This is a genomic window from Saccharothrix sp. DSM 118769 (genome assembly GCF_052936295.1).
In genome coordinates this window covers 88,492-110,700 of sequence record NZ_CP193627.1, presented here as the reverse complement: position 1 = coordinate 110,700, position 22,209 = coordinate 88,492, and the positions used below count along the sequence as shown (strand labels likewise).

General features: G+C 73.8%; 25 protein-coding genes. 9 read left to right on the top strand and 16 right to left on the bottom strand.

The window, feature by feature from the left end; translation table 11 throughout:
- Nucleotides 1–41: 41 nt before the first annotated feature.
- Complete coding sequence (locus ACRAKJ_RS00545) at nucleotides 42–515, bottom strand: hypothetical protein (RefSeq protein WP_438919571.1); 474 nt, start codon at nucleotides 513–515, stop codon at nucleotides 42–44.
- Between the two features lie 179 nt (nucleotides 516–694).
- Here ACRAKJ_RS00545 and ACRAKJ_RS00540 point away from each other — a divergent pair, with 179 nt between their 5' ends.
- Nucleotides 695–1,453 (top strand): DUF2470 domain-containing protein, encoded by a 759-nt coding sequence (locus ACRAKJ_RS00540; protein ID WP_438919572.1) that lies wholly within the window; start codon nucleotides 695–697, stop codon nucleotides 1,451–1,453.
- Between the two features lie 10 nt (nucleotides 1,454–1,463).
- Nucleotides 1,464–2,228 (top strand): CPBP family glutamic-type intramembrane protease, encoded by a 765-nt coding sequence (locus ACRAKJ_RS00535; RefSeq protein WP_438919573.1) that lies wholly within the window; start codon nucleotides 1,464–1,466, stop codon nucleotides 2,226–2,228.
- 211 nt (nucleotides 2,229–2,439) lie between these two features.
- Here the strand turns inward: ACRAKJ_RS00535 and ACRAKJ_RS00530 are convergent, their stop codons facing one another.
- Both ACRAKJ_RS00530 and ACRAKJ_RS00525 read right to left on the bottom strand, forming a co-directional pair.
- Nucleotides 2,440–4,479 (bottom strand): caspase, EACC1-associated type, encoded by a 2,040-nt coding sequence (locus ACRAKJ_RS00530; protein ID WP_438919574.1) that lies wholly within the window; start codon nucleotides 4,477–4,479, stop codon nucleotides 2,440–2,442.
- A 1-nt stretch (nucleotide 4,480) separates the two neighbouring features.
- Nucleotides 4,481–4,897 (bottom strand): hypothetical protein, encoded by a 417-nt coding sequence (locus ACRAKJ_RS00525; RefSeq protein ID WP_438919575.1) that lies wholly within the window; start codon nucleotides 4,895–4,897, stop codon nucleotides 4,481–4,483.
- A gap of 202 nt (nucleotides 4,898–5,099) precedes the next feature.
- On the opposite strand from ACRAKJ_RS00525, the gene ACRAKJ_RS00520 reads away from it, so the two are divergent.
- Nucleotides 5,100–6,347 (top strand): arginine deiminase, encoded by a 1,248-nt coding sequence (locus ACRAKJ_RS00520; protein WP_438919576.1) that lies wholly within the window; start codon nucleotides 5,100–5,102, stop codon nucleotides 6,345–6,347.
- A gap of 116 nt (nucleotides 6,348–6,463) precedes the next feature.
- A complete protein-coding gene (locus tag ACRAKJ_RS00515; RefSeq protein WP_438919577.1) occupies nucleotides 6,464–7,027 on the top strand; it encodes a ferritin-like domain-containing protein in 564 nt (187 codons plus the stop codon).
- A gap of 129 nt (nucleotides 7,028–7,156) precedes the next feature.
- On the opposite strand, the gene ACRAKJ_RS00510 is transcribed toward ACRAKJ_RS00515, so the two are convergent.
- From ACRAKJ_RS00510 to ACRAKJ_RS00485, 6 genes are all read right to left on the bottom strand, one after another.
- Nucleotides 7,157–7,624: a hypothetical protein gene (locus ACRAKJ_RS00510; RefSeq protein WP_438919578.1), complete on the bottom strand. Its 468-nt coding sequence runs from the start codon at nucleotides 7,622–7,624 to the stop codon at nucleotides 7,157–7,159.
- A gap of 5 nt (nucleotides 7,625–7,629) precedes the next feature.
- The gene (locus tag ACRAKJ_RS00505) at nucleotides 7,630–8,322 is read right to left on the bottom strand and encodes a hypothetical protein (protein ID WP_438919579.1); all 693 of its coding nucleotides are present in this window, start codon (nucleotides 8,320–8,322) and stop codon (nucleotides 7,630–7,632) included.
- Nucleotides 8,319–8,828: a SigE family RNA polymerase sigma factor gene (locus ACRAKJ_RS00500; RefSeq protein WP_438919580.1), complete on the bottom strand. Its 510-nt coding sequence runs from the start codon at nucleotides 8,826–8,828 to the stop codon at nucleotides 8,319–8,321. The genes ACRAKJ_RS00505 and ACRAKJ_RS00500 overlap by 4 nt, the downstream gene beginning before the upstream one ends.
- 81 nt (nucleotides 8,829–8,909) lie before the next feature.
- A complete protein-coding gene (locus ACRAKJ_RS00495) occupies nucleotides 8,910–9,236 on the bottom strand; it encodes a DUF952 domain-containing protein (RefSeq protein ID WP_438919581.1) in 327 nt (108 codons plus the stop codon).
- Between the two features lie 70 nt (nucleotides 9,237–9,306).
- Nucleotides 9,307–10,266: a DUF5926 family protein gene (locus ACRAKJ_RS00490; RefSeq protein ID WP_438919582.1), complete on the bottom strand. Its 960-nt coding sequence runs from the start codon at nucleotides 10,264–10,266 to the stop codon at nucleotides 9,307–9,309.
- A 17-nt stretch (nucleotides 10,267–10,283) separates the two neighbouring features.
- A complete protein-coding gene (locus ACRAKJ_RS00485) occupies nucleotides 10,284–10,991 on the bottom strand; it encodes a glycerophosphodiester phosphodiesterase family protein (RefSeq protein ID WP_438919583.1) in 708 nt (235 codons plus the stop codon).
- 91 nt (nucleotides 10,992–11,082) lie between these two features.
- Here ACRAKJ_RS00485 and ACRAKJ_RS00480 point away from each other — a divergent pair, with 91 nt between their 5' ends.
- From ACRAKJ_RS00480 to ACRAKJ_RS00470, 3 genes are all read left to right on the top strand, one after another.
- Complete coding sequence (locus tag ACRAKJ_RS00480; protein WP_438919656.1) at nucleotides 11,083–12,312, top strand: cytochrome P450; 1,230 nt, start codon at nucleotides 11,083–11,085, stop codon at nucleotides 12,310–12,312.
- Between the two features lie 30 nt (nucleotides 12,313–12,342).
- A complete protein-coding gene (locus ACRAKJ_RS00475) occupies nucleotides 12,343–13,047 on the top strand; it encodes a hypothetical protein (protein WP_438919584.1) in 705 nt (234 codons plus the stop codon).
- A gap of 66 nt (nucleotides 13,048–13,113) precedes the next feature.
- A complete protein-coding gene (locus ACRAKJ_RS00470) occupies nucleotides 13,114–13,644 on the top strand; it encodes a DUF6879 family protein (protein ID WP_438919585.1) in 531 nt (176 codons plus the stop codon).
- Here the strand turns inward: ACRAKJ_RS00470 and ACRAKJ_RS00465 are convergent.
- The 3 genes from ACRAKJ_RS00465 to ACRAKJ_RS00455 are packed head-to-tail and all read right to left on the bottom strand — an operon-like array spanning nucleotide 13,641 to nucleotide 15,727.
- Nucleotides 13,641–14,666, bottom strand: a complete 1,026-nt coding sequence (locus ACRAKJ_RS00465; protein WP_438919586.1) for a glycerophosphodiester phosphodiesterase — start codon at nucleotides 14,664–14,666, stop codon at nucleotides 13,641–13,643. The genes ACRAKJ_RS00470 and ACRAKJ_RS00465 overlap by 4 nt on opposite strands.
- Before the next feature lie 24 nt (nucleotides 14,667–14,690).
- Nucleotides 14,691–14,885, bottom strand: coding sequence for a DUF397 domain-containing protein (locus ACRAKJ_RS00460; RefSeq protein WP_438919587.1), 195 nt, complete (start codon nucleotides 14,883–14,885; stop codon nucleotides 14,691–14,693).
- 14 nt (nucleotides 14,886–14,899) lie between these two features.
- Nucleotides 14,900–15,727: a Scr1 family TA system antitoxin-like transcriptional regulator gene (locus ACRAKJ_RS00455; RefSeq protein ID WP_438919588.1), complete on the bottom strand. Its 828-nt coding sequence runs from the start codon at nucleotides 15,725–15,727 to the stop codon at nucleotides 14,900–14,902.
- A gap of 90 nt (nucleotides 15,728–15,817) precedes the next feature.
- On the opposite strand from ACRAKJ_RS00455, the gene ACRAKJ_RS00450 reads away from it, so the two are divergent.
- Both ACRAKJ_RS00450 and ACRAKJ_RS00445 read left to right on the top strand, forming a co-directional pair.
- Nucleotides 15,818–16,072, top strand: coding sequence for a hypothetical protein (locus tag ACRAKJ_RS00450; protein WP_438919589.1), 255 nt, complete (start codon nucleotides 15,818–15,820; stop codon nucleotides 16,070–16,072).
- A gap of 76 nt (nucleotides 16,073–16,148) precedes the next feature.
- On the top strand, nucleotides 16,149–18,605 hold the full coding sequence (locus ACRAKJ_RS00445; protein ID WP_438919590.1) for an RCC1 domain-containing protein: 2,457 nt from the start codon (nucleotides 16,149–16,151) through the stop codon (nucleotides 18,603–18,605).
- A gap of 150 nt (nucleotides 18,606–18,755) precedes the next feature.
- On the opposite strand, the gene ACRAKJ_RS00440 is transcribed toward ACRAKJ_RS00445, so the two are convergent.
- The 4 genes from ACRAKJ_RS00440 to ACRAKJ_RS00425 all read right to left on the bottom strand — a co-directional run bounded on the left by ACRAKJ_RS00440 (nucleotide 18,756) and on the right by ACRAKJ_RS00425 (nucleotide 22,068).
- Nucleotides 18,756–19,661 carry a DUF4328 domain-containing protein gene (locus ACRAKJ_RS00440; protein ID WP_438919591.1) on the bottom strand — a complete coding sequence of 302 codons (906 nt, stop codon included), beginning with the start codon at nucleotides 19,659–19,661 and terminating at the stop codon, nucleotides 18,756–18,758.
- A 1-nt stretch (nucleotide 19,662) separates the two neighbouring features.
- Nucleotides 19,663–20,010: a rhodanese-like domain-containing protein gene (locus ACRAKJ_RS00435; protein ID WP_438919592.1), complete on the bottom strand. Its 348-nt coding sequence runs from the start codon at nucleotides 20,008–20,010 to the stop codon at nucleotides 19,663–19,665.
- 106 nt (nucleotides 20,011–20,116) lie between these two features.
- Nucleotides 20,117–21,724, bottom strand: a complete 1,608-nt coding sequence (locus ACRAKJ_RS00430; protein WP_438919593.1) for a sodium:solute symporter family transporter — start codon at nucleotides 21,722–21,724, stop codon at nucleotides 20,117–20,119.
- Nucleotides 21,721–22,068 (bottom strand): DUF485 domain-containing protein, encoded by a 348-nt coding sequence (locus ACRAKJ_RS00425; RefSeq protein ID WP_438919594.1) that lies wholly within the window; start codon nucleotides 22,066–22,068, stop codon nucleotides 21,721–21,723. Before ACRAKJ_RS00425 ends, ACRAKJ_RS00430 begins: the two co-directional genes overlap by 4 nt.
- Nucleotides 22,069–22,209: the final 141 nt, after the last annotated feature.

Genomic DNA, 22,209 nt, shown 5'->3' with positions numbered 1-22,209 from the left:
AGGTCACCCACGGGGTCGGCCGGGAAGACGATCAGCAAACCTCAGGCGCGCACGACGCGGGCGGGGAACAGCCTGGGCACGCCGCGGAACGTGACGACGGCGTTGCCCGCGCCGTCGGCGGCGACGACCCAGGCGCGGCGGTGCCTGCTGATGCGGCCCCGGACGAGGGGGCCGGCGCTGACGTCGAGGACGACGGGGTGCTCGCCGTGGACGACGAGCCGCCCGGCGCGCCAGTGGACGCGCACGTGGACCCAGGCGTGGTGGCCCAGTTCGCGGGGCAGCGACGGTCGCCGGGCCAGTCCGATGCCGGTGACCAGGGCGGAGAACGCGAGGAGCAGCAGCGGCAGGGCGGAGGTCACGTCGAGCGCGAAGATCAGGACGAGCTGGAGGACGAACGCCGCCGCGCCGAGGACGACCCACCAGAACGCCCGCCGGCCGGCGATCTCCAGGCAGTAGCGGGTCCACCGGTCGTCGAGGGCCGCGCCCTCGGTGGACGGCGCGCTCGGCACGACCACCAGGCCCACCTCCCCGGCCCGCGTCCGCCCGGCGCTGATCAGGTTACGGCGACCGTCACCCGGACGGGATCGGCCAACCGGCGCACGGTGGCGGGAGCCCTTACCCTGCGGTGCGCCGACGTGGGACTTCCGCCGACGGGCTCCATCAAGTTAGGCTCCCCTAAGTTGGGAGGTGAGCGGTGAACGAGACACGTCGACCGCCCGCCCCGCACCCGGCGGAGCGAGCGCGCACCATCGCCGCCCGGGGTGGGCGCGCGGCCCTGTTGCCGTCGGACGGCACGGAGAACCGGGTCACGCCGGCGCTGCACCACGTGCACGCGTCGGGGAGCGCCACGATCGTGCTGCCGGACGAGCACCCGCTGGTCGGGGCGGCGCGCGGCACCGAGCTGACCTCGGTGCTGGAGGTCGCCGACCACGCGCCCGTGCCGCTGCGCGAGCCGGTGCGCGGCCTGCTGTGGATCACCGGGTGGCTGCGCACCCTCGACCCCGAGGAGGCGCGCGCGGCGTGCCTGGAGGTCGCCGAGGAGCGCCCCGACCCGAGGCTGCTGGACGTGGGCCACGGCGCGAGCGCGCTGGTGCTCGCCCCGGCGTCGCTGGTGCTGGCGGACGCGGAGGGCACGACGTCGCTGCGGCCGGAGCTGTTCGCGCAGGCCGAGCCGGACCCGTTCGCCGCGCACGAGGACCACTGGCTGCGGCACCTGGAGCTGTCGCACCGCGACGTCGTGGGCCTGCTCGCCGGGCACCTGCCGGAGCACCTGCGCGGCGGGCACGTGCGACCGCTGGGCCTGGACCGGTTCGGGCTGCGGCTGCGGGTGGAGATGGCGGAGGAGGACCACGACGTGCGGATCGCGTTCTCCCGCCCGGTCGGCACGGCGCAGGAGCTGTCGGTGGAGCTGCGCAGGCTGATGGGGTGCCCGTTCCTGGCGCGGCGCGGTTAACGTTGCGCGGGTGATCGAACCCCTCGACGCCCGGGAGCGCACCGGCTACCGGGTCGAACTGCTCCTCGTGTTCGCGGTGACGCTCGGCCTGTCCGGGGCGCGCAGCCTGGTGCGGTTGCTGGACAGCCTGCTCAACCCGGTGCCGCTGAACGAGCAGAAGGTCGCGATCAACGTCCCGCAGGCGCGGTTCGACCTGCTGGACCTGCTCGCGCAGCTGCTGGGCGTCGTGCAGCTGGCCGCGTGGGGCGGGCTGGGCCTGTACCTGCTGTGGCGGGGCGGCATCCGGCTCCGGGCGCTGGGCCTGGACCGCGCGCGCCTCGGGCCGGACGCGCTGGGCAGCCTCGGGCTGGCCGCCGTCATCGGCATCCCGGGGCTGGTGTTCTACCTGGTCGCGTGGAACCTGGGGCTGAACCTGGCGGTGCAGCCGGCGGTGCTGGACGAGGCGTGGTGGCGCAGCGCGGTGCTGGTGCTGTCGGCGGCGGGCAACGCGTGGGCCGAGGAGGTGCTCGTCGTCGGGTACCTGATCACGCGGCTGCGGCAGCTCGGGTGGCGGGGCGGCACGGCGCTGGTCGCGAGCGCGGTGCTGCGCGGGTCGTACCACCTGTACCAGGGGTTCGGCGGGTTCGTCGGCAACGTGGTGATGGGCCTGGTCTTCGGCTGGGTGTGGCAGCGGACGAACCGGCTGTGGGTGCTGGTGTTCGCGCACACCCTGCTCGACGTGGTCGCGTTCGTCGGGTACACGGCGTTGCGCGGGCACGTGTCCTGGCTGCCGTAGCCCCCCGGCTCCCCGGCTCCCCGGCTCCCCGACCCGGTGGACCGGGTCGGGTGGGCGGCGACAGGCGCGGGCCGCCGCCCACCACGTGCGGTCGGCCGCCGTCCGGCGGCCGGTCCTGACACCTGGTTCTCGGCGCGACGGCCCCGCGCGTTAGGCCGTCGCCGACCGTTTCACGCTTTGGTGTGAACGATGTTCATCCACCGCCGAAGGATCACCCCACCAGCAGGAAGCGGGTGGCCGTGCGCGCCGCCGCGGCCACCACGGCGTGCGCCGTGCCCGCCGAGTCGAGCAGGGTCGGGTCGAGGTCGGCGACGGTGAGGGCGGCGTTCTCGGCGATCCGCTCGGCCGGTTCGCCCAGGGCGCGCGCGAACGCCCGCCACCCCGCGACCTCCTCGGCGGTGCCGGTGGCCTCGGCGAGCAGCGCGTCGCCGAGGGCCCGCAGGCCCGCGCCGCCGCCGCGCACGACGCCGTGGAACGCCGCCGTGCGCACCGCCCGCACGGCGCGCTCCACGAGCGGCGCGGTCGTCGCCGGGGCGTGGACGACCGCCGCCGAGTAGCTGCCGACGCCCGCGCCGCCGAGGATCGTGGTGTCGTGCGCGGTCACGAGGACCCGGTCCGCGCGGCCGAACGCCAGCGGGGACGCGGAGGCGGGCAGGCGGGCGTCCAGGACCGTGCCGCCGACGACGGCCCGCGCCCGTTCGAGCAGGTCCGCGGCCACCGCGACGAGCGCGAGGGGCCGTTCCTCGGCGAGGCGGGCGACCTCGGCCAGCACGGCGCGCGTGACCAGCTCGCACAGCACGAGGAGCTGCGGGCGGTCCGGGACGTCGACCAGCCCGCGCACCAGCTCGACCGAGGGGCGGCCCGCCACCAGCACCACGGCGGGCGAGGTCAGCACCGGGTGCCGCACGGGCGCGCCGGACGCGTGCCCCCGGTCCAGGCGCAGGCCCCGGGTCACCTCGAAGTCCGGTTCGGCCCCCGTGCCCGCCTCCACCACGACGGGTCCGCGCCGGCCCACGGCGCGCACCGCCCGCCCGACCAGCTCGCCGATGGCCGGGTCGCCGGCCGACGCGGTGGCCAGCGCGGTCACGTCGGCCTCCTCCAGCGGGCGGGCGGCCTCGGCGACGAGGTCGAGGGCCCGCGCGGCGGCGGCCTCCACGCCGCGCAGCAGCCGCACCGGGTCGTGGCCGTCGCGCATCGCCCCGACCAGGCCGTCGAGCGCGCCGCGGGCCACGGCCACCGCGGACGCGGCCCCGTCGCCCGCCTCCCGCCGCACGTCGTCCACCAGCTCGCGCACGTAGGACGCGCCCAGCGAGTCGGCCGGGTCGTCCGGGGTGAACGCGGCGGCGATGGCGGAGGCGTCGCCCAGCTCCACCGGCCGCCGGTCGACGAACACCACGGCGCGCCGCCCCATCGGCCCCAGCGTCCGGCACACCGGCCCGGCCGCGGCCCGGAAACCGCGCGCGACCAGCAGCTGGCCGGACGTGTAGGCCGCCGCGCGGCGCTCCGACCGCACCGGCGCCCCGCCCGCGCGGGCGATGCGCAGCGCCCCGGACGCGCCGTGCGCGAAGTACTGCGGGGTCTGGTCGGCGCGGCGCGCCCGCACCCCGTCGTGCGCGTACCGGAACAGCTCGTCGACGCCGATCCACCCGTCGCCGTCGAGGTCCGCGCCGCCGCTCGCCAGGCCGTCGATGAGCACGTCGGTGAACAGCGAGGCCCGCGGCGCGTCGAGGGACAGCGAGTCCTGCTCGAAGGCGTACTCGTAGGCGTTGGACGCGGTCATCACCACGTAGCCGGAGCCCGGGTCGCCGAGCACGTCGGCCTCGCCCGCCTTGAAGCCCTCGACGAACGCGCCGCTGAAGCAGCAGTCGAGGACGAGGACCCGCCCGGACGCGCGGCAGTCCTCCAGCTGCTCGTTGACGAACGTGCGCGGGACGGCGGTGCCGGCGGGGCGGTCCTGCACGGTGTTGGCGGTGGCGAAGTACAGCCGGCGCGCGGGCGTGGTGAGCCCGTGGCACGAGAAGTACAGCAGCACGAGGTCGTCGGGGGTGCGGGGCGCGAGCAGCTCCTCCACGGCGCGCCGCACCTCGTGGTCGGCCCGGTCGCGCAGCACCTCGACCGAGGTGAAGCCGCCGACGCCGGGGTCGGCCAGCACGGCGGCGAGCCGCTCCACGTCCTGCGACGGGGCGCGCAGCCGGCTCAGCCGGACGTCCTCGTACTCGCCGGTGGCGACCAGCAGGGCGTAGCGCCCCACCTCACCCCCCGCCCTCGCGAGGCCCCTCGCCACCCGGTCCCTCGCCACCCGGCCCCTCGGCTTCGCGCGCCCCCTCGTGCTCGCGCAACCACGCCTCCAGCGCCGCCTTCTGCGAGCGCGCGTCGACGCCCTCGACGGTGATCTCGTCCTCCCCCGACCTGAGCACGACCTTGCGGGCGCTGCCGCGCTGCACGAACGAGGTGATCACCGACGCCGCCGCCGCGGCCACGGCGGCGGGCACCGCGCCGTTGAGCACGAGTTCCGCGATGGTCGCGCCCGCGCCGCTCTTGGCGCCCTCGGGCACGTCGGCGGGCGCGGGCCGCACGTCCGCGCGGGCGCCCCTCAGCAGCTCCTGGAGCAGCAGGTCCGTCGCCGACGCGGCCTGGCCCGGCGCGTCGACCGACAAGCGGATGTCCACCACTTCGCCTCCCCCGGTAGACCTCGATCATCCCGCAACGGCGGCACCGACCCGGCGACGCGGACCAGTACGCAACACCTGAATGGTCTAAAGACCGGCCCACGCAACAAAACGCCATATTCACGTCGTCATGCGATCGACTCGGCCATCGGAGCCCGCTCCGAGCTGCTGATCGCACCGGTCTCGGGTTACCCTCGAACGCGTGACTGCGCACATCGCCCGGACCGAGGCCGCCGAAGGCGAGCCGTTCCCCGCGCCCCGCGTCGACAGCGAGGTCGGCCCCCTGCGGACGGTGCTGCTGCACCGCCCCGGCGCCGAGCTGAAGCGGCTCACCCCGCGCAACAACGACCAGCTGCTGTTCGACGGCGTCCCCTGGGTCGACCGCGCGCAGGAGGAGCACGACGCGTTCGCCGAGGTGCTGCGCGGGCGCGGCGTCGAGGTGCTGCTGCTGTCGGACCTGCTGGTCGACGCCCTGCACGACGACCGGGCGCGGATCGCGGGCATCCACAGCGCGGTCAACGAGCGGCGGCTGGGCATCGACCTGGCGGACGCGCTGCGCTCGCACCTGGCGTCCATCGCCCCGGACCAGCTGGCCACCGCGCTGATGACCGGCATGACGTTCGAGGAGCTGCCGGCCGCCGAGGGCGCGTCGCTGGTGCGCAAGATGCACCACCCGATCGACTTCGCGGTCGCCCCGCTGCCGAACCTGCTGTTCACCCGCGACTCGTCGGTGTGGGTGGGCGACCGGGTGGCGATCACGTCGCTGGCGCTGCCCGCCCGCGACCGGGAGACCGCGCTCACCGACCTGATCTACGCCTACCACCCGAGGTTCCGCAAGACCGGCCGCGCCTACGGGGCGCACTCCGCGCCGGTCGAGGGCGGTGACGTGCTGCTGCTCGCGCCGGGCGTGCTGGCCATCGGCGTCGGCGAGCGCACCACGCCCGCGGGCGCCGAGTCGTTCGCCCGGTCCGCGCTGGCCGACGGCCTCGCGCACACCGTGCTGGCGGTGCCGATCACGCAGGAGCGGGCGACCATGCACCTGGACACGGTGTGCACGATGGTCGACGGCGACGCCGTGGTGATGTACCCGGCGGTGCGGGACACCCTCGACGCCTACCCGGTGCGCTCCGACGGCGCCGGCGGCGTCGTGGTGGAGGACCGGCGGCCGTTCCTGGAGGCGGCGGCCGAGGCCATGGGCATCGAGCGGCTGCGGGTCATCGACACCGGCCTGGACCCGGTGACGGCCGAGCGCGAGCAGTGGGACGACGGCAACAACACCCTCGCCGTGGGCCCCGGCCTGGTCGTGGCCTACGAGCGGAACGTGGAGACCAACGCGCGCCTGGAGGACGCGGGCGTGGAGGTGCTCCGGATCAGCGGTTCCGAGCTGGGCTCCGGTCGCGGCGGGCCGCGCTGCATGTCGTGCCCCATCGACCGCGCGCCGCTCGTCTGACGATTACCGGGAAGTCCCCGGAAAGGGTTGCCTAAGCTTTCTTCGGCAACCCTTTCCTCATTTTGACGAGCCTTACCTTCAATGCGCGGAAAAATGATACGGGTTATTCTCGGGTCATGGCCCTCAACCTGAAGAAGATCTCCCCGACGACCACCGCGTCCACGTTCCACGACCTGCTCCGGGCGCAGGTCCGCAACGAGCTGACCGCGTCGCAGCAGTACCTGGCCATCGCGGTGTGGTACGACGGCAACGACCTCCCGCGGCTCGCGTCGCACTTCTACCGGCAGTCGCTGGAGGAGCGCAACCACGCCATGATGATCGTGCAGTACCTGATGGACAACGGGCTGCCGGCGAGCATTCCCGGCGTCGACGACGTCCGCAACGACTTCGCCGCGGCCCGCGAGCCCGTCGCGCTCGCGCTGGAGCAGGAGAAGACCGTCACCGAGCAGGTCGTGGCGCTCGCCAAGACCGCCCGCGACGAGGGCGACTACATCGGCGAGCAGTTCCTCCAGTGGTTCCTCAAGGAGCAGGTGGAGGAGGTCGCGTCGATGAGCACGCTGCTCACCGTGGTCGACCGCGCCGACGGCAACCTGTTCCACGTGGAGGCGTTCCTCAGCCGCGAGGGCGTGGGCGAGACCGCCGAGCAGGGCGCGCCGCGCGCCGCCGGCGGCGCCCTCTAGGGACCGCGCCCCCCAGGAGCCGCGCACCGCGAGGAGCCGCGCACCGCGGGGGGCCGCACGGGGCCGGAGCGCGGCGGAGCCCGCCCCCACCGGGTGCCGGACACCGGGTCGGGGGCGGGCTCCGCCGCGTCAGAAGCAGGTCTGGTCGGGTCTCAGCACCGTCACCCCGCCGTCGAACAGCAGCGAGACGCCGTCGCCGAGCGCGACCCGGAACCGACCCGGCACGTGCTCGCCCGCGGGGTAGGCCCGCGCCAGCACCGGGTCGTCCGGGTGCACGTCCACCCTGATCTGCTCGTTCGTCCTCGCCCCGGACTCCACCCTGATGGCCACGACGCCCTTCCCCTCCTCGACCCACATCCCGCCGTCCGCGGCGGTCATCCGGTAGAACGCGCACTTCGTGCCGTCCGGCTCGGGCTCGGCCGCGCCGGTCGCCCGCACCTCCTGCTCGGTCATCCCCAACCGGAACTCCCGGTACCCGGCGGCCCCCACCACCGGGTACGTGTCGACCGCGCTCGTGACGACCCCCCGCGCCCCCTCCTGCGGTTGGCACGCCACCAGCGCGACCCCCAGCGCGGCGACCAGCGCGACGGCCGGCACCCGCCTCACTGGAGGCGTCCCAGGCAGTCGTCGGTGAGCTTGCGCATCAGCACCCACGCCACGCGCCCGTCTGCGATCCCGAAGACGTACTCCCAGCCCGGCTCGCCCGTGCGGCCCACGGAGTACACCGCCGAGCCGACGAACCCGGACGCCACCCCGGTGGGCGGCGCGGCGGGCACGGCACCGGGGTAGGCGGCCGGCACGTCGGCCTCGGCCGACCCGACGCCCACGCCCTCCGGTGTCCGCGCCGCCGGGGGCAGGACTATCTGCACCACGCCCTTCCAGCGCGACACGGTGACCGAGCGGCGCCCGGTGTCCGGCTCGTCGGCCCACCGGTACTCGGCGCAGTAGCGGGCCATCGCGACCAGCTTCACCGCGCCCGTCGCCTCGACCTCGGCGGAGGTCATGTCGAACCGCACCGGCCCGTACCCGACGTCCGAGCCGGTGGGCGGGGGCAGGGTGCTCACGACCGTCGCCGACGCCACCGCGCCCGAGCCCCTCAGCGGGGTGGTCACCACCTCCAGGCCCCACAGCGCGCCCGCCACCACCGCCGCGCACGCCAGGCTCGTCGCCGCGGCCCGCCGGTGCCGCCGGCGGCGGCGCGCGCCCCGCACGACCTCGGCGACGGCGTCCGGCTTCACCGGCACGTCCAGCCGGTCGTCGGCCATCAACCGGCGCAGCTCGTCCTCGATCGTCACGCCGTCACCCCCAAGCGTGCGCGCAAGGTCGCCATGGCCTTGCTGTTCTGACTCTTCACCGTGCCCGCGGACACCCCGAGGGTGCGGGCGATCTCGGCCTCGGACAGACCCTCGTAGAAGCGCAGCACGACGACGGCGCGCTGTCCCGGCGGCAGGGCGCGCAGCGCCTGCCAGAGCGGTTCGTGCTCCAGCCGGTCGACGCCGTGCACGGGCGCGTCGGGCGGTTCGGCGACCAGGTCCTCGCGCCGCCGTCGCCGCCACCGGCTGGCGTTGGCGTTGGCCACGGACCGCCGCACGTAGGCCAGCGGGTCGCCGCGCCGGCGCACCGGCTCCCAGCGGGCACCGACCTTCTCCAGGGCCGTCTGCACCAGGTCGGCCGCGTCGTGCGGGTTGCCGGTCAGCGCGTGCGCGTAGCGCAGCAGCCCCGGCAGCGACACCCGCGCGAACTCGGCGAAGTCCTCGGTTCCCCCGTCCGTGGCGCTGTGCTCCGGCAAGACAGCGGTCACCCCGAACCCCCTCAGGCGATGACCTGGTGGCCACCGTCTGTAAGGACACGCCCGAGGGGGGCTACTGGTTGTCCGCGAAGGTCACGAAACGGGCAAGGGTCGGAAACGGCCGTCGGTGTCGGGCGCGAACTCGTGCACGGCGACCACGTTGTCGGCCGGGATCGGCCTGTAGACGTGCGGGAACCACGGGCCGTCCTCGCCGGTCTCCCCCGGTTCCCAGAGCACCGGCAGGCCCTCGGGGTCGACCACGAGCAGCACGAGGTCGTGCCGCGCCGGGTACAGCCGGTTGGCGGGCAGGTGCACGGTCCCCCAGTCGGAGCAGTGCACGAACCCGTCCGGGTCGAGCGGGACGGCGCCCTCGTCACGGGCGCGCGCCCACTCGTCCCTGGTGCTGATGCGGAGGATCACGGGGACTCCTCACCTGCCGCGAAGTTGTCCACAGGCCCTGTGGACAGGGGTGGGGACACCTGTGGACAGCTCAGCGCAGGGTGATCTGGCGACCGCGCAGGCCGTCCCGCGCCCGGCGCTCCGCCTCGGTGAGCGGTTCGTCGTCGAGGCCGGCCAGGGCGTCCCGGAGGCGCTTGCCCAGGGCCTCGGCGCCGGGCGCCCACTCGCTGGAGTGCAGCTCGCGGTCGAGGTCCCACACCGGCACGAGCAGGCCGTGCGCGCGGAACGAGCCCGCGTAGCGGGAGCCCTCGCCGAGGTCCAGCTCGCCGCGCACGGACAGCCGGGCGAGCGCCGCGAGCAGCGTCTCCTCCGGCTCGGGCCGCACCCAGCGCAGGTGCGCCTTGTCGCCCGCGTCGACCCAGTAGGCGGCCTCGACGCCGGGGGCGTCGAGGCGCTCGGTGGGCAGGATCGCGGCGTTCGCGCGCTCCAGGGACAGGGCGACTTCGCCGGTGGGCTCGTTCTCCGGCGGCAGCCACCACGCGAAGTCGGCGTGCAGCTCGGGGCTGAGCGTGGCCGCCGGGTCGAGCAGGTCCTGCAACCGGCCGGGGTCCTCGCCGTTGTCCGGGCCGACCACGGGCAGCGCGTCGCCGGTCTCGGCGGTCAGCGCCCACCGCACGGCGCGGGCCAGGTCGCGGCTCAGGTCGCCGGAGCGGGTCTGCACCTGGAGGCCGACGAACGCGGTGCCGTCCGCGCGGACCAGGCCCGCCGCGGCCATCGGCAGCACGGTGGCCAGCGTGATCGAGCGGCCGGAGCCGTCCTTGAGCGGCAGCACGGCCGTGGCCGAGGGCACGAACTCGCGCAGCGCGATCAGCTCGGTCTCGGCGGCCAGGCCCTCGAACGGGCGGGAGACGATCACGTCCGCCGCGCCGCCGGCCGCTCCGTGGCACGCCTTGTAGCGCTTGCCGGAGCCGCACGGGCACGGCTGGCGCGGGCTCACACCGCCCGCCGGCTGGTCCTTCACCGACGTCTTCGCGGCTGTCCGCTTCGCCACCGCCGCCTCCTGGGGTCTCAGGGCTGGTCGGGCGTCAAGTTAGCCGCAAGGTGCTCGCGCGTTTCCTCCGGGTTGTTGGTCGCGAGGAAGCGGACGCCGCGGTCCCGGCACAACGCTATGTCGGCCGGGTCGTCCACGGTCCACGTGTAGACACCTTGCCCCCGGTCCGGGTGACGCCTGAGCAGGTGAACGCCGGGTCCGGCGTAGTCGACGAAGGTGGGCAGGGTGCGCGGCCACAGCCGGTCGTAGAGCAGCACGGTCGGCACGTCGGGCCGCAACCGCTTGAACCGGTGCACGGCGAAGACGGAGAACGACATCATCACCGCCTCGACCGCGTGCCGGCCGAGCACGGCGGCCAACGTCCTCTCCACCTGCGCCCCGTACCGGACGGGGTGCTTGGTCTCGACGAACAGCCGGGTGCCGTGGTCCTGGGCCAGGCCGAGCAGGTCCTCCAGGGTGAGCACCGGGGCGGGCTCGCCGCCGTGCCACCCGCCGAAGTCGTGCCGCTGGAGCTCGGCGAGGGTCATCGCGCTCACCTTCCCCTCGCCGTCGCTCGTCCGGTTGATCACCCGGTCGTGGATGCAGACGAGGTGGCCGTCCCGGGTGAGCCGCACGTCGCACTCCAGCCCGTCCGCGCCCTGGCGGAGGGCGAGGTCGTAGGCGGCGAGCGTGTGCTCCGGGCGGCGGGTGGACGCGCCGCGGTGGGCGACGATGTCGGGGGGCACGGGGAAATGCTCGTGGTGGACGACCGGGCCGGTCAACCCGGGCACACCACGTCACAGCCGGCTGAATGTTTGAGTGGACAACCACACTCGGATGGACGCGAGCCCAGCTCAAGACCTACCGTCCGTGACCGTGACGTTCGACCAGCACGACCCCGCCTTCATCGCGGACCCGTACCCGGTGTTCGCCGCCTTGCGCGCACGGGGCGAGGTCCACCGGCACGAGGGCATGGGCATCGCCGTGGCCGTGTCGCACGCGGCCTCGTCCGCGGTGCTGCGGCACCGGTCGCTCGGCCGGGTCTGGTCGGACGCGACCCCGCTGGAGCGGTTCGGGGCGTTCAACCTGCTGCACCGCAACTCGCTGCTGGAGAACGAGCCGCCCACGCACACCCGGCTGCGCAGGCTCGTGGCCGCCGCGTTCGGCCGCGGTCACGTCGAGCGCCTGCGGCCGTGGATCGCCGACCTGGCCGACCGCCGCGTCGACGGGCTCGTCGCCGAGGTCCGGGACGCCGGCTCGGCCGACCTGCTGGCCCACGTCGCCTCGCCCCTGCCGGTCGAGGTGATCGCCGAGCTGCTGGGCGTCCCGACCGCCGACCGGCCGCTGCTCCAGCCGTGGTCGAACGCCATCGTGAAGATGTACGAGTACGGCCTGCCCGAGGAGAAGCGGGACGCGGCCGAGCTGGCCGCCGCCGAGTTCGTGGCCTACCTGCGCGACCTGGTGGCCCACCGCCGGGCGAACCCCGGCGACGACCTCGTCTCGGACCTGGTGGCCGTCACCGACGCGGACGGCGCGAAGCTCACCGAGGACGAGCTGGTCGCCACCGCCGTGCTGCTGCTGATGGCCGGCCACGAGGCGACGGTCAACGTCATCGGCAACGGCGTCCGGGCCCTGCTGGAGCACCCGTCCGAGTGGCGGCGGCTGCTCGCCTCCCCCGACCTCCTCCCGACCGCCGTGGAGGAGCTGATCCGCTACGACTCGCCGCTCCAGCTCTTCGAGCGCACCGCCACCGAGGCGGTCACGATCGCCGGCCACACCGTGGAGCCGGGCGGGAAGATCGCCGCCCTCCTCGGTGCCGCGGCCCGCGACCCCCTCGTCTTCACCGACCCGGACGTCCTGGACATCGGCCGCAACCCGAACCCCCACCTGGGCTTCGGCATGGGCATCCACTACTGCCTGGGCGCGCCGCTGGCCCGCATCGAGGTCCAGGCGGCCCTGTCCTCCCTGACCCGCAAGCTGCCCGACGCCGCCCTGGCCGCCCCGCCGCGGCAGCGGGCCGAGTTCGTCATGCGCGGGGTGCACGAGCTGCCGCTGACGCGTTCGTAGAACGCTGGACGGCGCTGCCACGCTGAGCACGTGCGACTTCCGGTCACCGTGCACCCCGTGGTGCGGCAGGGGGCGCTTCGGCGCGTGCTCGTGCCGGCGGCGGCGTTGAGCCGCACGTGGACGCACGCGCCCGACGACCTCGGGATGGTGCGGTTCGTGTCGTCGCGCGCCGACCTGCTGCGGTTGGGCGCGCTGGTGCGGTTGGCGGCGACCAGCCCGCGCAGCGCGTTGTTCGTGCCGCTGCGGGAGAACCGGCACGACCCCGACGTGTGGTGGTGGAGCGACCCGCCGGCGCAGCCCGACCTGCTGGTCGTGCGGCACGACGTGGGGCTGCGGCCGTCGCGGTGGCCGGAGGTGCGCGGGTCGCCGCGGCGGACCTCCGCCCGGCCCGCGACGGTGCGGACGCCGGCCGCGCGGCTCGACGAGGTCTGGCGGCCGTGGGAGTGGCGGGGGTCGAACCGGCTCCGGCTGACCGACCACGCGGCCACGCTCGTCGTCGCCGGCACGGCGCGGTCGTTGTTGCGGATGGGTGACACGTTCACCGAAGCGGGCGAGGCGCTGGCCTCCGAGCCCGACGTCCACCGCCTCGGCTTCGCCCACCTGACCGGTCTGCGGACGGTGTTCGCCGACCCCGACCACCGGTTGGACGTCTACGGGCGCGACCACATTTTCCACCGGAACCGTTGGGCGGAACGGCGGAACAGGCGCGTGCGATTTCCACGTTCTGCCGAATAAATCGCGTACCGGAATTTACACAATCGGCGCTGCTCCCCCGCCCGACGCCTCGCTAACGTGGGGGTCGTGCGATCGGGCGATCAGGACATCCGGTGGGTTCCGGACGAGGAGTGGGCCGGGCTGTGGCGCGCGTTCACCGCGTCGGCGTTCCGGCTGGAGGTCCTGCCGTCGTACTGGACCGGCGACGACGTGGTGGAGCAGTGCACGGCGGGCCGCCCGATGCCGGTCGGGTACAACGCGGCGTGGCACAACCGGCTGCGCGTCCACCGGCACGCCGGGAAGGCCGTGCGGCGCGTGCGGTTGGTGAGCGACCCGTTGACCGAGCACCAGCGGTGCCAGTTCGAGTGGGAATACCCGGGGAACGTGCGGGCCGGCGAGGACGTGCGGATCATCAACCCCTCGCAGGAAGTCGCCCGGGAATTGATCCCGGAGGATTTCTGGTTGTTCGACGAGCGCACGGTGGTGCTCCTGCACCACCGGGACGACGGCCCCGTCCGCCGCGAGCTGCTCGACGGCGACCCGGCCGAGTACGTGCGGTGCGCGGAGCTGGCCCTGGCGCACAGCACGCCGTTCCGCTTCTACCCCAAGGCGGGTTAGCGGGCCGGGTACGGCCTGGGGAGCTTCAGGCCGCGGTCCGCCATGACGCCGCGCAGGCGGTCCGGGTAGTCGGTGATGATGCCGTCCACGCCGTCGTCGATCAGCTTGTGCATGGTCGCCACGTCGTTCACGGTCCACGGGACGACCGCCAGCCCGTGCGCGTGCGCCTCGTCCACCAGGGCCTTCGTCGTGAACGGGACGTAGCCGGGGTCGTTCGCGGTCCCGCCCTGCGGGTTGCCGTGCACCGGCGAGAGGGCGGACGCGCCGAAGCTCGTGACCGCCTTCACCACGCTGCCGCCGAAGTCGGCCAGCTCCAGGCCGCCGGTCCACGGCGAGCCGGGGCGCAGGAACTCGGGCTGGGTGAGCGCGACGAGCGGGATGCGCGGCTCCGCCCTCCGCCACAGCATCAGCGTGCCCCAGTCGAAGGACTGGACAGTCACGGAGCGCTGGAAGCCCGAGCGCCGGATCTCGCGGGCGGTCACCTCGACGAACTGCTCGCGCGGCGCGGTCTCGTGCGGGGCGGCGGCCTCGACCTTGGTCTCGATGTTGAACCTGACGCCGTGCGCCCGGTGGCGGCGGGCCAGGGCGAAGACCTCGGCGAGCGTCGGCATCCGCGCGCCCGGCGACAGCTCCTGGTCCGGGTGCTGCGCCCAGCGCCGCGACCCGCAGTCCAGCGTGCGGACCTGCGCGAACGTCAGGTCCTTCACGTACTTGCCCGCGTACGGGAACGCCGGGTCGCCCGGGGTGGCGGGTGCCGTGTCGACGCACTTGGCGGGGTTGGTCCTGCGGTCGTGGGTGACGACCTCACGGCCGTCCCGGGTGATCTGGACGTCCAGTTCGAGCGTGGTGACGCCCAGTTCGAGGGCCTTGGCGAACGCCGCCAGGGTGCTCTCGACGGTCAGCCCGATGCCTCCCCGGTGGGCCTGGAGGTCGAACGACCGCCGGCCGTGGGCGCTCGCCGCGCCGGGGACGACGACGGGGACGGTGAGGGACAGGACCAGTGCCGCCGCGAGTGCCCGCATGGGGTCCACGGTGGCACGGCGAGGTCAGGAACCCAAGTGCCGCAGGAAGAACGCCCACTGAACGGCGGGGAACGCCAGCGTTGCGGCGGTCGGGTTCTTCGAGTCCCGGACCCCGACGAACCGGCCGGCCGACGCCACCTCGACGCAGTTGGTGTTGCTCGCGCCGCCGCTGCGACCGCTCTTCCGCCACACCGCGCCGGTGAAGTCCACTGTGGACATGTCCATCGCCTCTCTCACCCGGCCAGGACCCGCTCGACAAGGGCGACCGACTCCTCAGGGCCCAGCGCTTGGGAAGCCAGGTGCTCGAACTCCAGACTAGCCTCGCGCAGCTGGTTCTCCTCCTCGATGTGCACCGCCCCCGCCATGTGCTCGATGAACAGCACCGGCTGTTCGAGGGGGTCGGCGAAGCTGAGCAGGGCGAAGCTCCCCATCATGCCCGCGTGCGCGCCCCCGGCGTCGGCCAGCAGGCGGATCGACACGTTGGGCAGGTCCGCCATCTCCCTCAGGTGCCGCAGTTGCGCGCGCATCACCTCGGTCCCGCCGACCGACTTCCGCAGGGCCGCCTCGTCGATGATCGCGTCCAGCCTCAGGGGGTCGCACCGGTCGGTCAGTCGCTCCTGCCTGATCCGGCGCACCCGGATGTCGTTCTCCAACCAGCGCTTCGTGCGGGTCAGGCGGTGCGCCGCGAACAGGGCGCGCATGTACTCGCCGGTCTGGAGCAGCCCCGGGACGACCAGCAGGGAGAGTTCGCGGACCCTCGCCGCCTCCGTCTCGACGTCGACGTACCCCTGGTTCTCGATCCCGTAGGTGGTCCACCAGCCCGGCTCCCGGGCCCGGACGGCCTGTTCCAGCAGGTCGGGGTCGTACTGGTCGTAGAGGTCCATCATCGACTTGGCGAGGTGGACGTCGAGGATCGTCTCCCCCCGCTCGATCCGGTGCAGCGTCGACCTGGTCCGGTACAGGGCCTTCGCGGCGTCGTCCAGGGTCAGCTTGGCCGAGACCCGCATCCGGGCGAGCTTCTTCCCCAACCGACGGCGGCGGAACGGTGGTGGAGTGGGCACGCGTCAGCATGGTCCGGCGGGATCGTCGGATGTGGGATTCCCGGTTCACCCCATGGGTCGACGCGGATCTCCCGCCGGACAGTGGGTCCCGTGGAAGCGAACCTCTTCAGCCTCGTGGACGCCGCCGACCGCACCCGGATCTTCGCGTGGGGCATGGAGATCATGGAGGACGACACGGCGACCGCCGTGGTCTACCGGCGCGACCCGGTGACCGGCCGCACGATGCTCGGCCAACACCGGTCGGCGGAGTCGGCGCTGGCCCGGTACGGCCGGCGCGTACCGCTGGTCCTGGTGTGGGAGTTCGAGGAGGAGGACGAAGAGGACGAGGACGCGGCGGCGGTGTGACGGGCGGGGTATCGCTTTTCGGCACGTGCCCGGCATATGTTGTCCCGGCTCATCAGGATTCCTTTGGGGGGAACACATGCGAAGATGGCTCTTGCCGTTGTGCGCCGGCGCTCTCGTCGTGACCGGGCTCCAGCCCGCCGCGGCGCAGGCCGAGCCGGCGGACCGCGCGGTGGTCGACCAGGTCGACAGGATGTCGATCGACGCCGCGAAGTCGAGCAGGACGAAGGACCGGAGAGCACCGGCCCCCGGCGCGCAGGACCGCAGCGCGCAGGCCGGCACCGCGTCGGCCGCCGACGTGGCGGCGAACCAGGCCGTCGACGAGGGTTCGACGTTCGTCCCGACGACCCCCGTGCGCGTGCTGGACAGCCGCAACGGCACCGGCGCGCCGGCGGGTCCGGTCGGGTACGGCGTGTACGTCGACCTCGCCTCGCGGCTGCCCGCGTCGGCGACGGCGGTGGTGCTGAACCTGACCGGCCTCCAGGCCACCGAGGACACCCACATCCGGGTGGCCCCGAACGACTCCGAGGTGCCCGAGGTCTCGAACCTCAACCTCCGGCCGGGCGAGATCCGGGCGAACCAGGTCACCGTGGCGCTGGACCGGGCGACCCGGTCGGCCTTCCTCTACAACAACGCGGGCTTCGTCCACCTGATCGCGGACCTCGCCGGCTACTACGTCTCGGACGGCGGCTCGTCGCGGTTCACCACGACGTCGCCGACCCGGGCGCTGGACACCCGCCTCGCGGGCGGCGCGCTCGGCGCGGGCACGGCGCGCGACGTCGACCTGTCGGGCCTGGTGCCCACCACGGCGACGTCGGTGACGTTCAACCTCACCGGCGTGCTGCCGACCGCCGACACGCACGTGGTCGCCTACCCGACCGGCGGCTCGCGGCCCAACGTCTCGAACCTGAACCTGGTCGCCGGGCAGATCGCGCCGAACCTGGTGACGGTCGCCCTCGGCACGAACCGCCGGGTCACGCTCTACAACAACGCGGGCAGCACGCACCTGATCGCGGACCTGGTCGGCTACTACGCCGGCGACCGCGGGCAGCGCTTCTTCCCGGTGGCGCCGTCGCGCGCCCTGGACACCCGGTACTCGACGGGCGGCGCGGTCGGCCCGGCGTCGGTGCGGACCGTCGACCTCGCGCCCAGGATCGCGTCGACCGCCACCGCCGTGGTGGTCAACCTGACCGGCACCGGCGTGACGCAGGACACGCACGTGACGGCGTACGCGGCCGGCTCCGGCAGGCCGACCACGTCGAACCTGAACCTGTTCCCGGGGCAGGACACCGCGAACGCCGCGGTCGTCGCGCTCCAGGGCGACGTGCGCATGTCGCTCTACAACAACAGCGGCTGGACGCACCTGATCGCCGACGTGGCGGGCTTCTTCGCCACGCCGACGGCGTGCACCGGCGCGTGCCTGCACGGCTGGGGCGGCAACCTGGCCTACGGCACGACGCCGACCCAGCGGCCGTGGCTGTCCAACGCCACCGCGGTGGAGGCGGGTCCGTTCACCGCGTACGCGCGGCGCTCGGACGGCACCGTGTGGTCCTGGGGCGACAACTACTACGGGCAGCTCGGCGCGGGCGGCTACGACGGCAGCTCCCCGGTGCCGCTGCGGGTGGCCGGCCTGACCGGCGTGACCGCCGTGGACGCCGGTACCGGGTCCGGCTACGCGCTGAAGTCCGACGGCACCGTGTGGGCGTGGGGCGAGAACTACTACGGGCAGCTCGGCACGGTCGGCGGGTACGACTCGCCCGTCCCGGTGCAGGTCCAGGGCCTGACCGGGGTGACGGCCATCGCCGCCACGCACGCGACCGCGTACGCGCTGAAGTCCGACGGCACGGTGTGGGCGTGGGGCAGCGACGAGTGGGGCGGCCTGGGCGCGGGCACGTGCCCGGCGGGCCAGTCCTGCCCGGCCGGCACCCCGGTGAGGGTGTCGCTGCCGCTGCCGACCGGCACGCGGATCACCGCCATCGCGACGGGCACGCTGGAGACGGCGTACGCGCTGCGCTCCGACGGCACCGTGTGGTCGTGGGGCCGGAACTTCGCCGGTGAGACCGGCACCGGCGCCGCGCTGGAGACCGGCAACGCGCCGGCGCAGGTGCGGGGCCTGACCGACGTCGTCAAGATCGCCGGCGGCGAGGAGGTCGGCTACGCGGTGACCGCGAACGGCGCCCTGTGGGCCTGGGGCAACGACTTCTGGGGCTCGCTCGGCAACGGGTGGGAGTGCACCGAGCTGGGCAACGGCAACTCCTGCCGGTCCGACTACCCGGTGAAGGTCCCGAACGTGGTCAACCCGTCGTCGATCGACAGCTCGTACGGGACGACGCTGGTGCGCCAGGCCGACGGCTCGGTCCTGGCGTGGGGCTACAACGGCGAGTCCGGCAGCGTGGGCAACGGCACGGCCGGTTCGTGCGACCAGTTCCCGCTGACCTCGGCGTGCCGCGTCAGCAGCCCGGTGACCACGTCGATCACCGGTGTGTCGGAGGTCGCCGCGGGCGGCATCGGCCAGTTCGCGATCGTGGCGGGCTAGCGGTTCCACCTGCTCCACCACGGGACGGCGTCGGCTCAGGCCGGCGCCGTCCTCGTGTCAGCGCACCCGTCAGCGCCCCTGCCCACGCACCTGCCCGCGTCCCACTGGCGGGACACGCGGTGGTCAGGCGCGGCGGTCAGGCGCGGCGGCCTAGCGCGGTGAGCCGGCGGCGCGGAAGGTGCGCAGCTCGGGCGCCGGGGCGTCCTTCACGCCGACCACGCGCATCCGGCGCATCGCGGCCGGGTCCACCGGCAGCAGGCACGTCGTCGTCCGGCGCACGACCACGGCGGTGAGGACGGCCGTCGCGGTGGCCAGCAGGTCGGCGACGGCGTGCAGCAGGACGCCGTCCGCCATGGCCTGCACGCTGTCGCGGAACGACCAGGCGATCGTGAACGCGGAGAACAGGAAGGTGAACGCCCACGTGCCCCACCACCAGCGGAGCAGCCGGGACGGGCGCGGGCGGGCGGTGGCGGGCAGGCGCAGGGCGGCGTGCTCCAGCTCGGCGGCCACGGAACCGGGCACGACCAGGTTGACGCCCGGGACGAGCAGGCCGACCAGGACCTGGGCGTCCGAGCGGGACGGGGCGTAGCCGGCGGCGCTCGCGGCGGCCCGGCGGGCCCGGCGCAGCCACAGCAGCGTGAAGACGGCGGCCATCGCGGTCGCGACCAGCATGACGAACGACGAGGACACGACCATCGCGTCCGACACGCCGACCGTGGACCCCGACAGCGCGCCGTAGCGGCTGAGCAGGAGCAGGACGTAGCGCCACACCTCGCTGCCCGCGGCCCACAGGCCGGTGAGCGCGGCCAGGCCGAGGGCGTGCGAGGCGGTGCGGGCCAGGCGCTGGACCCGGTCGACCGAGTCGACGGGCTCCTCGGCGTCCGTCGCCACGGAGGTGGGCCAGCGCCACGCCAGCAGCGGGAAGCCCCAGCGCGGCGGCACCGGGTAGGACGGCGGCCCCTGGTAGTCCTGGCGCGGTCGGCCGAGGCGGCGGTGCGGGTACGCGCCGGGTGGCGGGGTCGCCACCCAGTCCACGCGCATCGGCCGGAGCGCCACGTCAGATGACCTCGGGCTCCGCGCCGGCGACCTCGGTCACCAGCGGGCGGCCCCGGGCGGCCCAGACCTGCATGCCGCCGTCGACGTTGGTGGCCTCCCAGCCGTTGGCGTTCAGGTACTGCACGACCCGCGCCGACCGGCCGCCCACGCGGCACACCACGTACAGCTCGCTGTCGCCGGGCAGCTCGTCCAGCCGGCCCGCCAGCTCGCTCATCGGGATGTGCACGGCACCCGGGGCGTGCCCGGCGGCCCACTCGTCGGCCTCGCGGACGTCGAGCAGCACCTTCCCGGCGGGGAGTTCGGCGGGCACGTCGGTCACGTCAACGCTCGGAACGGTCACGGACACCATGCTGCCACGCCCTTGTTGAACAGGAGATGAGGACCATGCCGGCCGCCTCCCCGAAAGGATGACGGCCGGCGTGGGCGGTGCGACCGCGGTGAGTGGGCGACAGCGGCTAGTGCGCGGTCGCCTTCTCGGCGCCGACGCCGGTGAGCGCCCGCACCTCCATCTCCGCGTACTTCTCCTTGTCGTTCTCCTTCGACAGCACGGTGCCGACGTAACCGAGGATGAACGCCACCGGGATCGACACGATGCCCGGGTTGGACAGCGGGAACAGGTCGAAGTCGGCGTTCGGGAACATCGAGGTCGGCTTCCCGGACACGGCCGGCGACAGGACGATCAGCGTGATCGTCACGGCGAGGCCGCCGTAGATGCTCCACAGCGCGCCCGCGGTGTTGAAGCGCTTCCAGAACAGCGAGTAGAGGATGGTCGGCAGGTTCGCCGACGCCGCCACCGCGAACGCGAGCGCCACCAGGAACGCGATGTTCTGGCCGTTGGCCGCGATGCCGCCGAGGATCGACACGATGCCGATGACGATGGCGGTGCGCCGCGCCACCCTCACCTCGGCGATCTCGTCGTCCTTGTCCTTGACCGCGCCGTCGTGGCCGTTCTTGCGGATGATGTTGGCGTAGATGTCGTGCGCGAACGACGCCGACGCGGTGATCGTCAGGCCGGCCACCACGGCGAGGATCGTGGCGAACGCGACCGCGGCGATCAGGCCGAGCAGCAGCGGGCCGCCCAGTGCCTCGGCGAGCAGCGGGGCCGCCGAGTTCGCCTTGCCGGGTGCCGCGTTGATCTTGTCGGGGCCGACGAGCGCCGCCGCGCCGTAGCCCAGGACCAGCGTGAACAGGTAGAACAGGCCGATCAGCCAGATCGCCCAGACGACCGAGCGGCGGGCTTCCTTGGCGGTCGGCACGGTGTAGAAGCGCATCAGGATGTGCGGCAGGCCGGCCGTGCCGAGGACCAGGGCGAGGGCCAGCGACAGGAAGTCCAGCTTGGACGTGCCGGTCGCGCCGTACTGGAGACCCGGGCCGAGGAGCTTCTCGCCGGCCTTCGGGGCGTTGTCGACGGCCGCGCCGAGCAGCGACGACAGGTTCAGGCCGAACTTGCCGAGCACCCAGATCGTCATCACGCCGGCGCCGATGATCAGCAGCACCGCCTTGATGATCTGCACCCAGGTGGTGCCCTTCATGCCGCCGATCAGCACGTAGGCGATCATCAGCGCGCCGACGACGGCGATCACGAGGGCCTGGCCGAGCTTGCCGGTGATGCCGAGCAGCAGGGCGACGAGGCCGCCCGCGCCCGCCATCTGGGCCAGCAGGTAGAAGAACGACACGGCCATGGTGGACGTCGCCGCGGCGGCGCGGACCGGGCGCTGCCGCATCCGGAACGCCAGCACGTCGCCCATCGTGTACTTGCCGGTGTTGCGGAGCAGCTCCGCGACCAGCAGCAGCGCGACGAGCCACGCGACCAGGAAGCCGATGGAGTACAGGAAGCCGTCGTAGCCGTTCACCGCGATGGCGCCCGCGATGCCGAGGAACGACGCGGCGGACAGGTAGTCGCCCGCGATGGCGACGCCGTTCTGCGGGCCGGTGAACGCGCGGCCGGCGGCGAGGTAGTCGGCGGCGGTCTTCGTGTTCCGGCTCGCGCGGATGACGACCACGAGGGTCGCCGCGACGAAGATGCCGAAGATGCCGATGTTGAGCCAGGGGTTGCCGTTCACGCCCGACCCCCTTCGATCTCGGAGCGGAGCTTCTCCGCCTTGGGGTCGAGGTGCTTGTTCGCGTGCCGGACGTACAGCGTGGTGATGGCGAACGTCGACACGAACTGGAGGAGGCCGAGGATCAGGCCCACGTTGATGTTGCCGAAGACCTTCGTCGACATGAAGCCGTGGGCGTAGTCGGCGAGCAGGACGTACAGCAGGTACCAGGCCAGGAACAGGCCGGCCATCGGGAACACGAAATTGCGCAGGCGACGGCGCAGTTCCCGGAAGTCCGCGCTCTCCTGCACTTCCACCCAGTTGTGAGCGCCCTGGGTGTCGGGGGTGTGCTGCTCAGAGGTGCTCACGGTCCCCTCCTCGCGTGTTTGACGACGGTGTGAACGGCACGTAATGCCTCCTGGTGCGTTCCTGATACGCCGTGCACCGTAGGGAGACCTGGCTCACGTCTGAAAGACCCCGGACGTGGCCTTGCGCTCAACAGTCGAGTG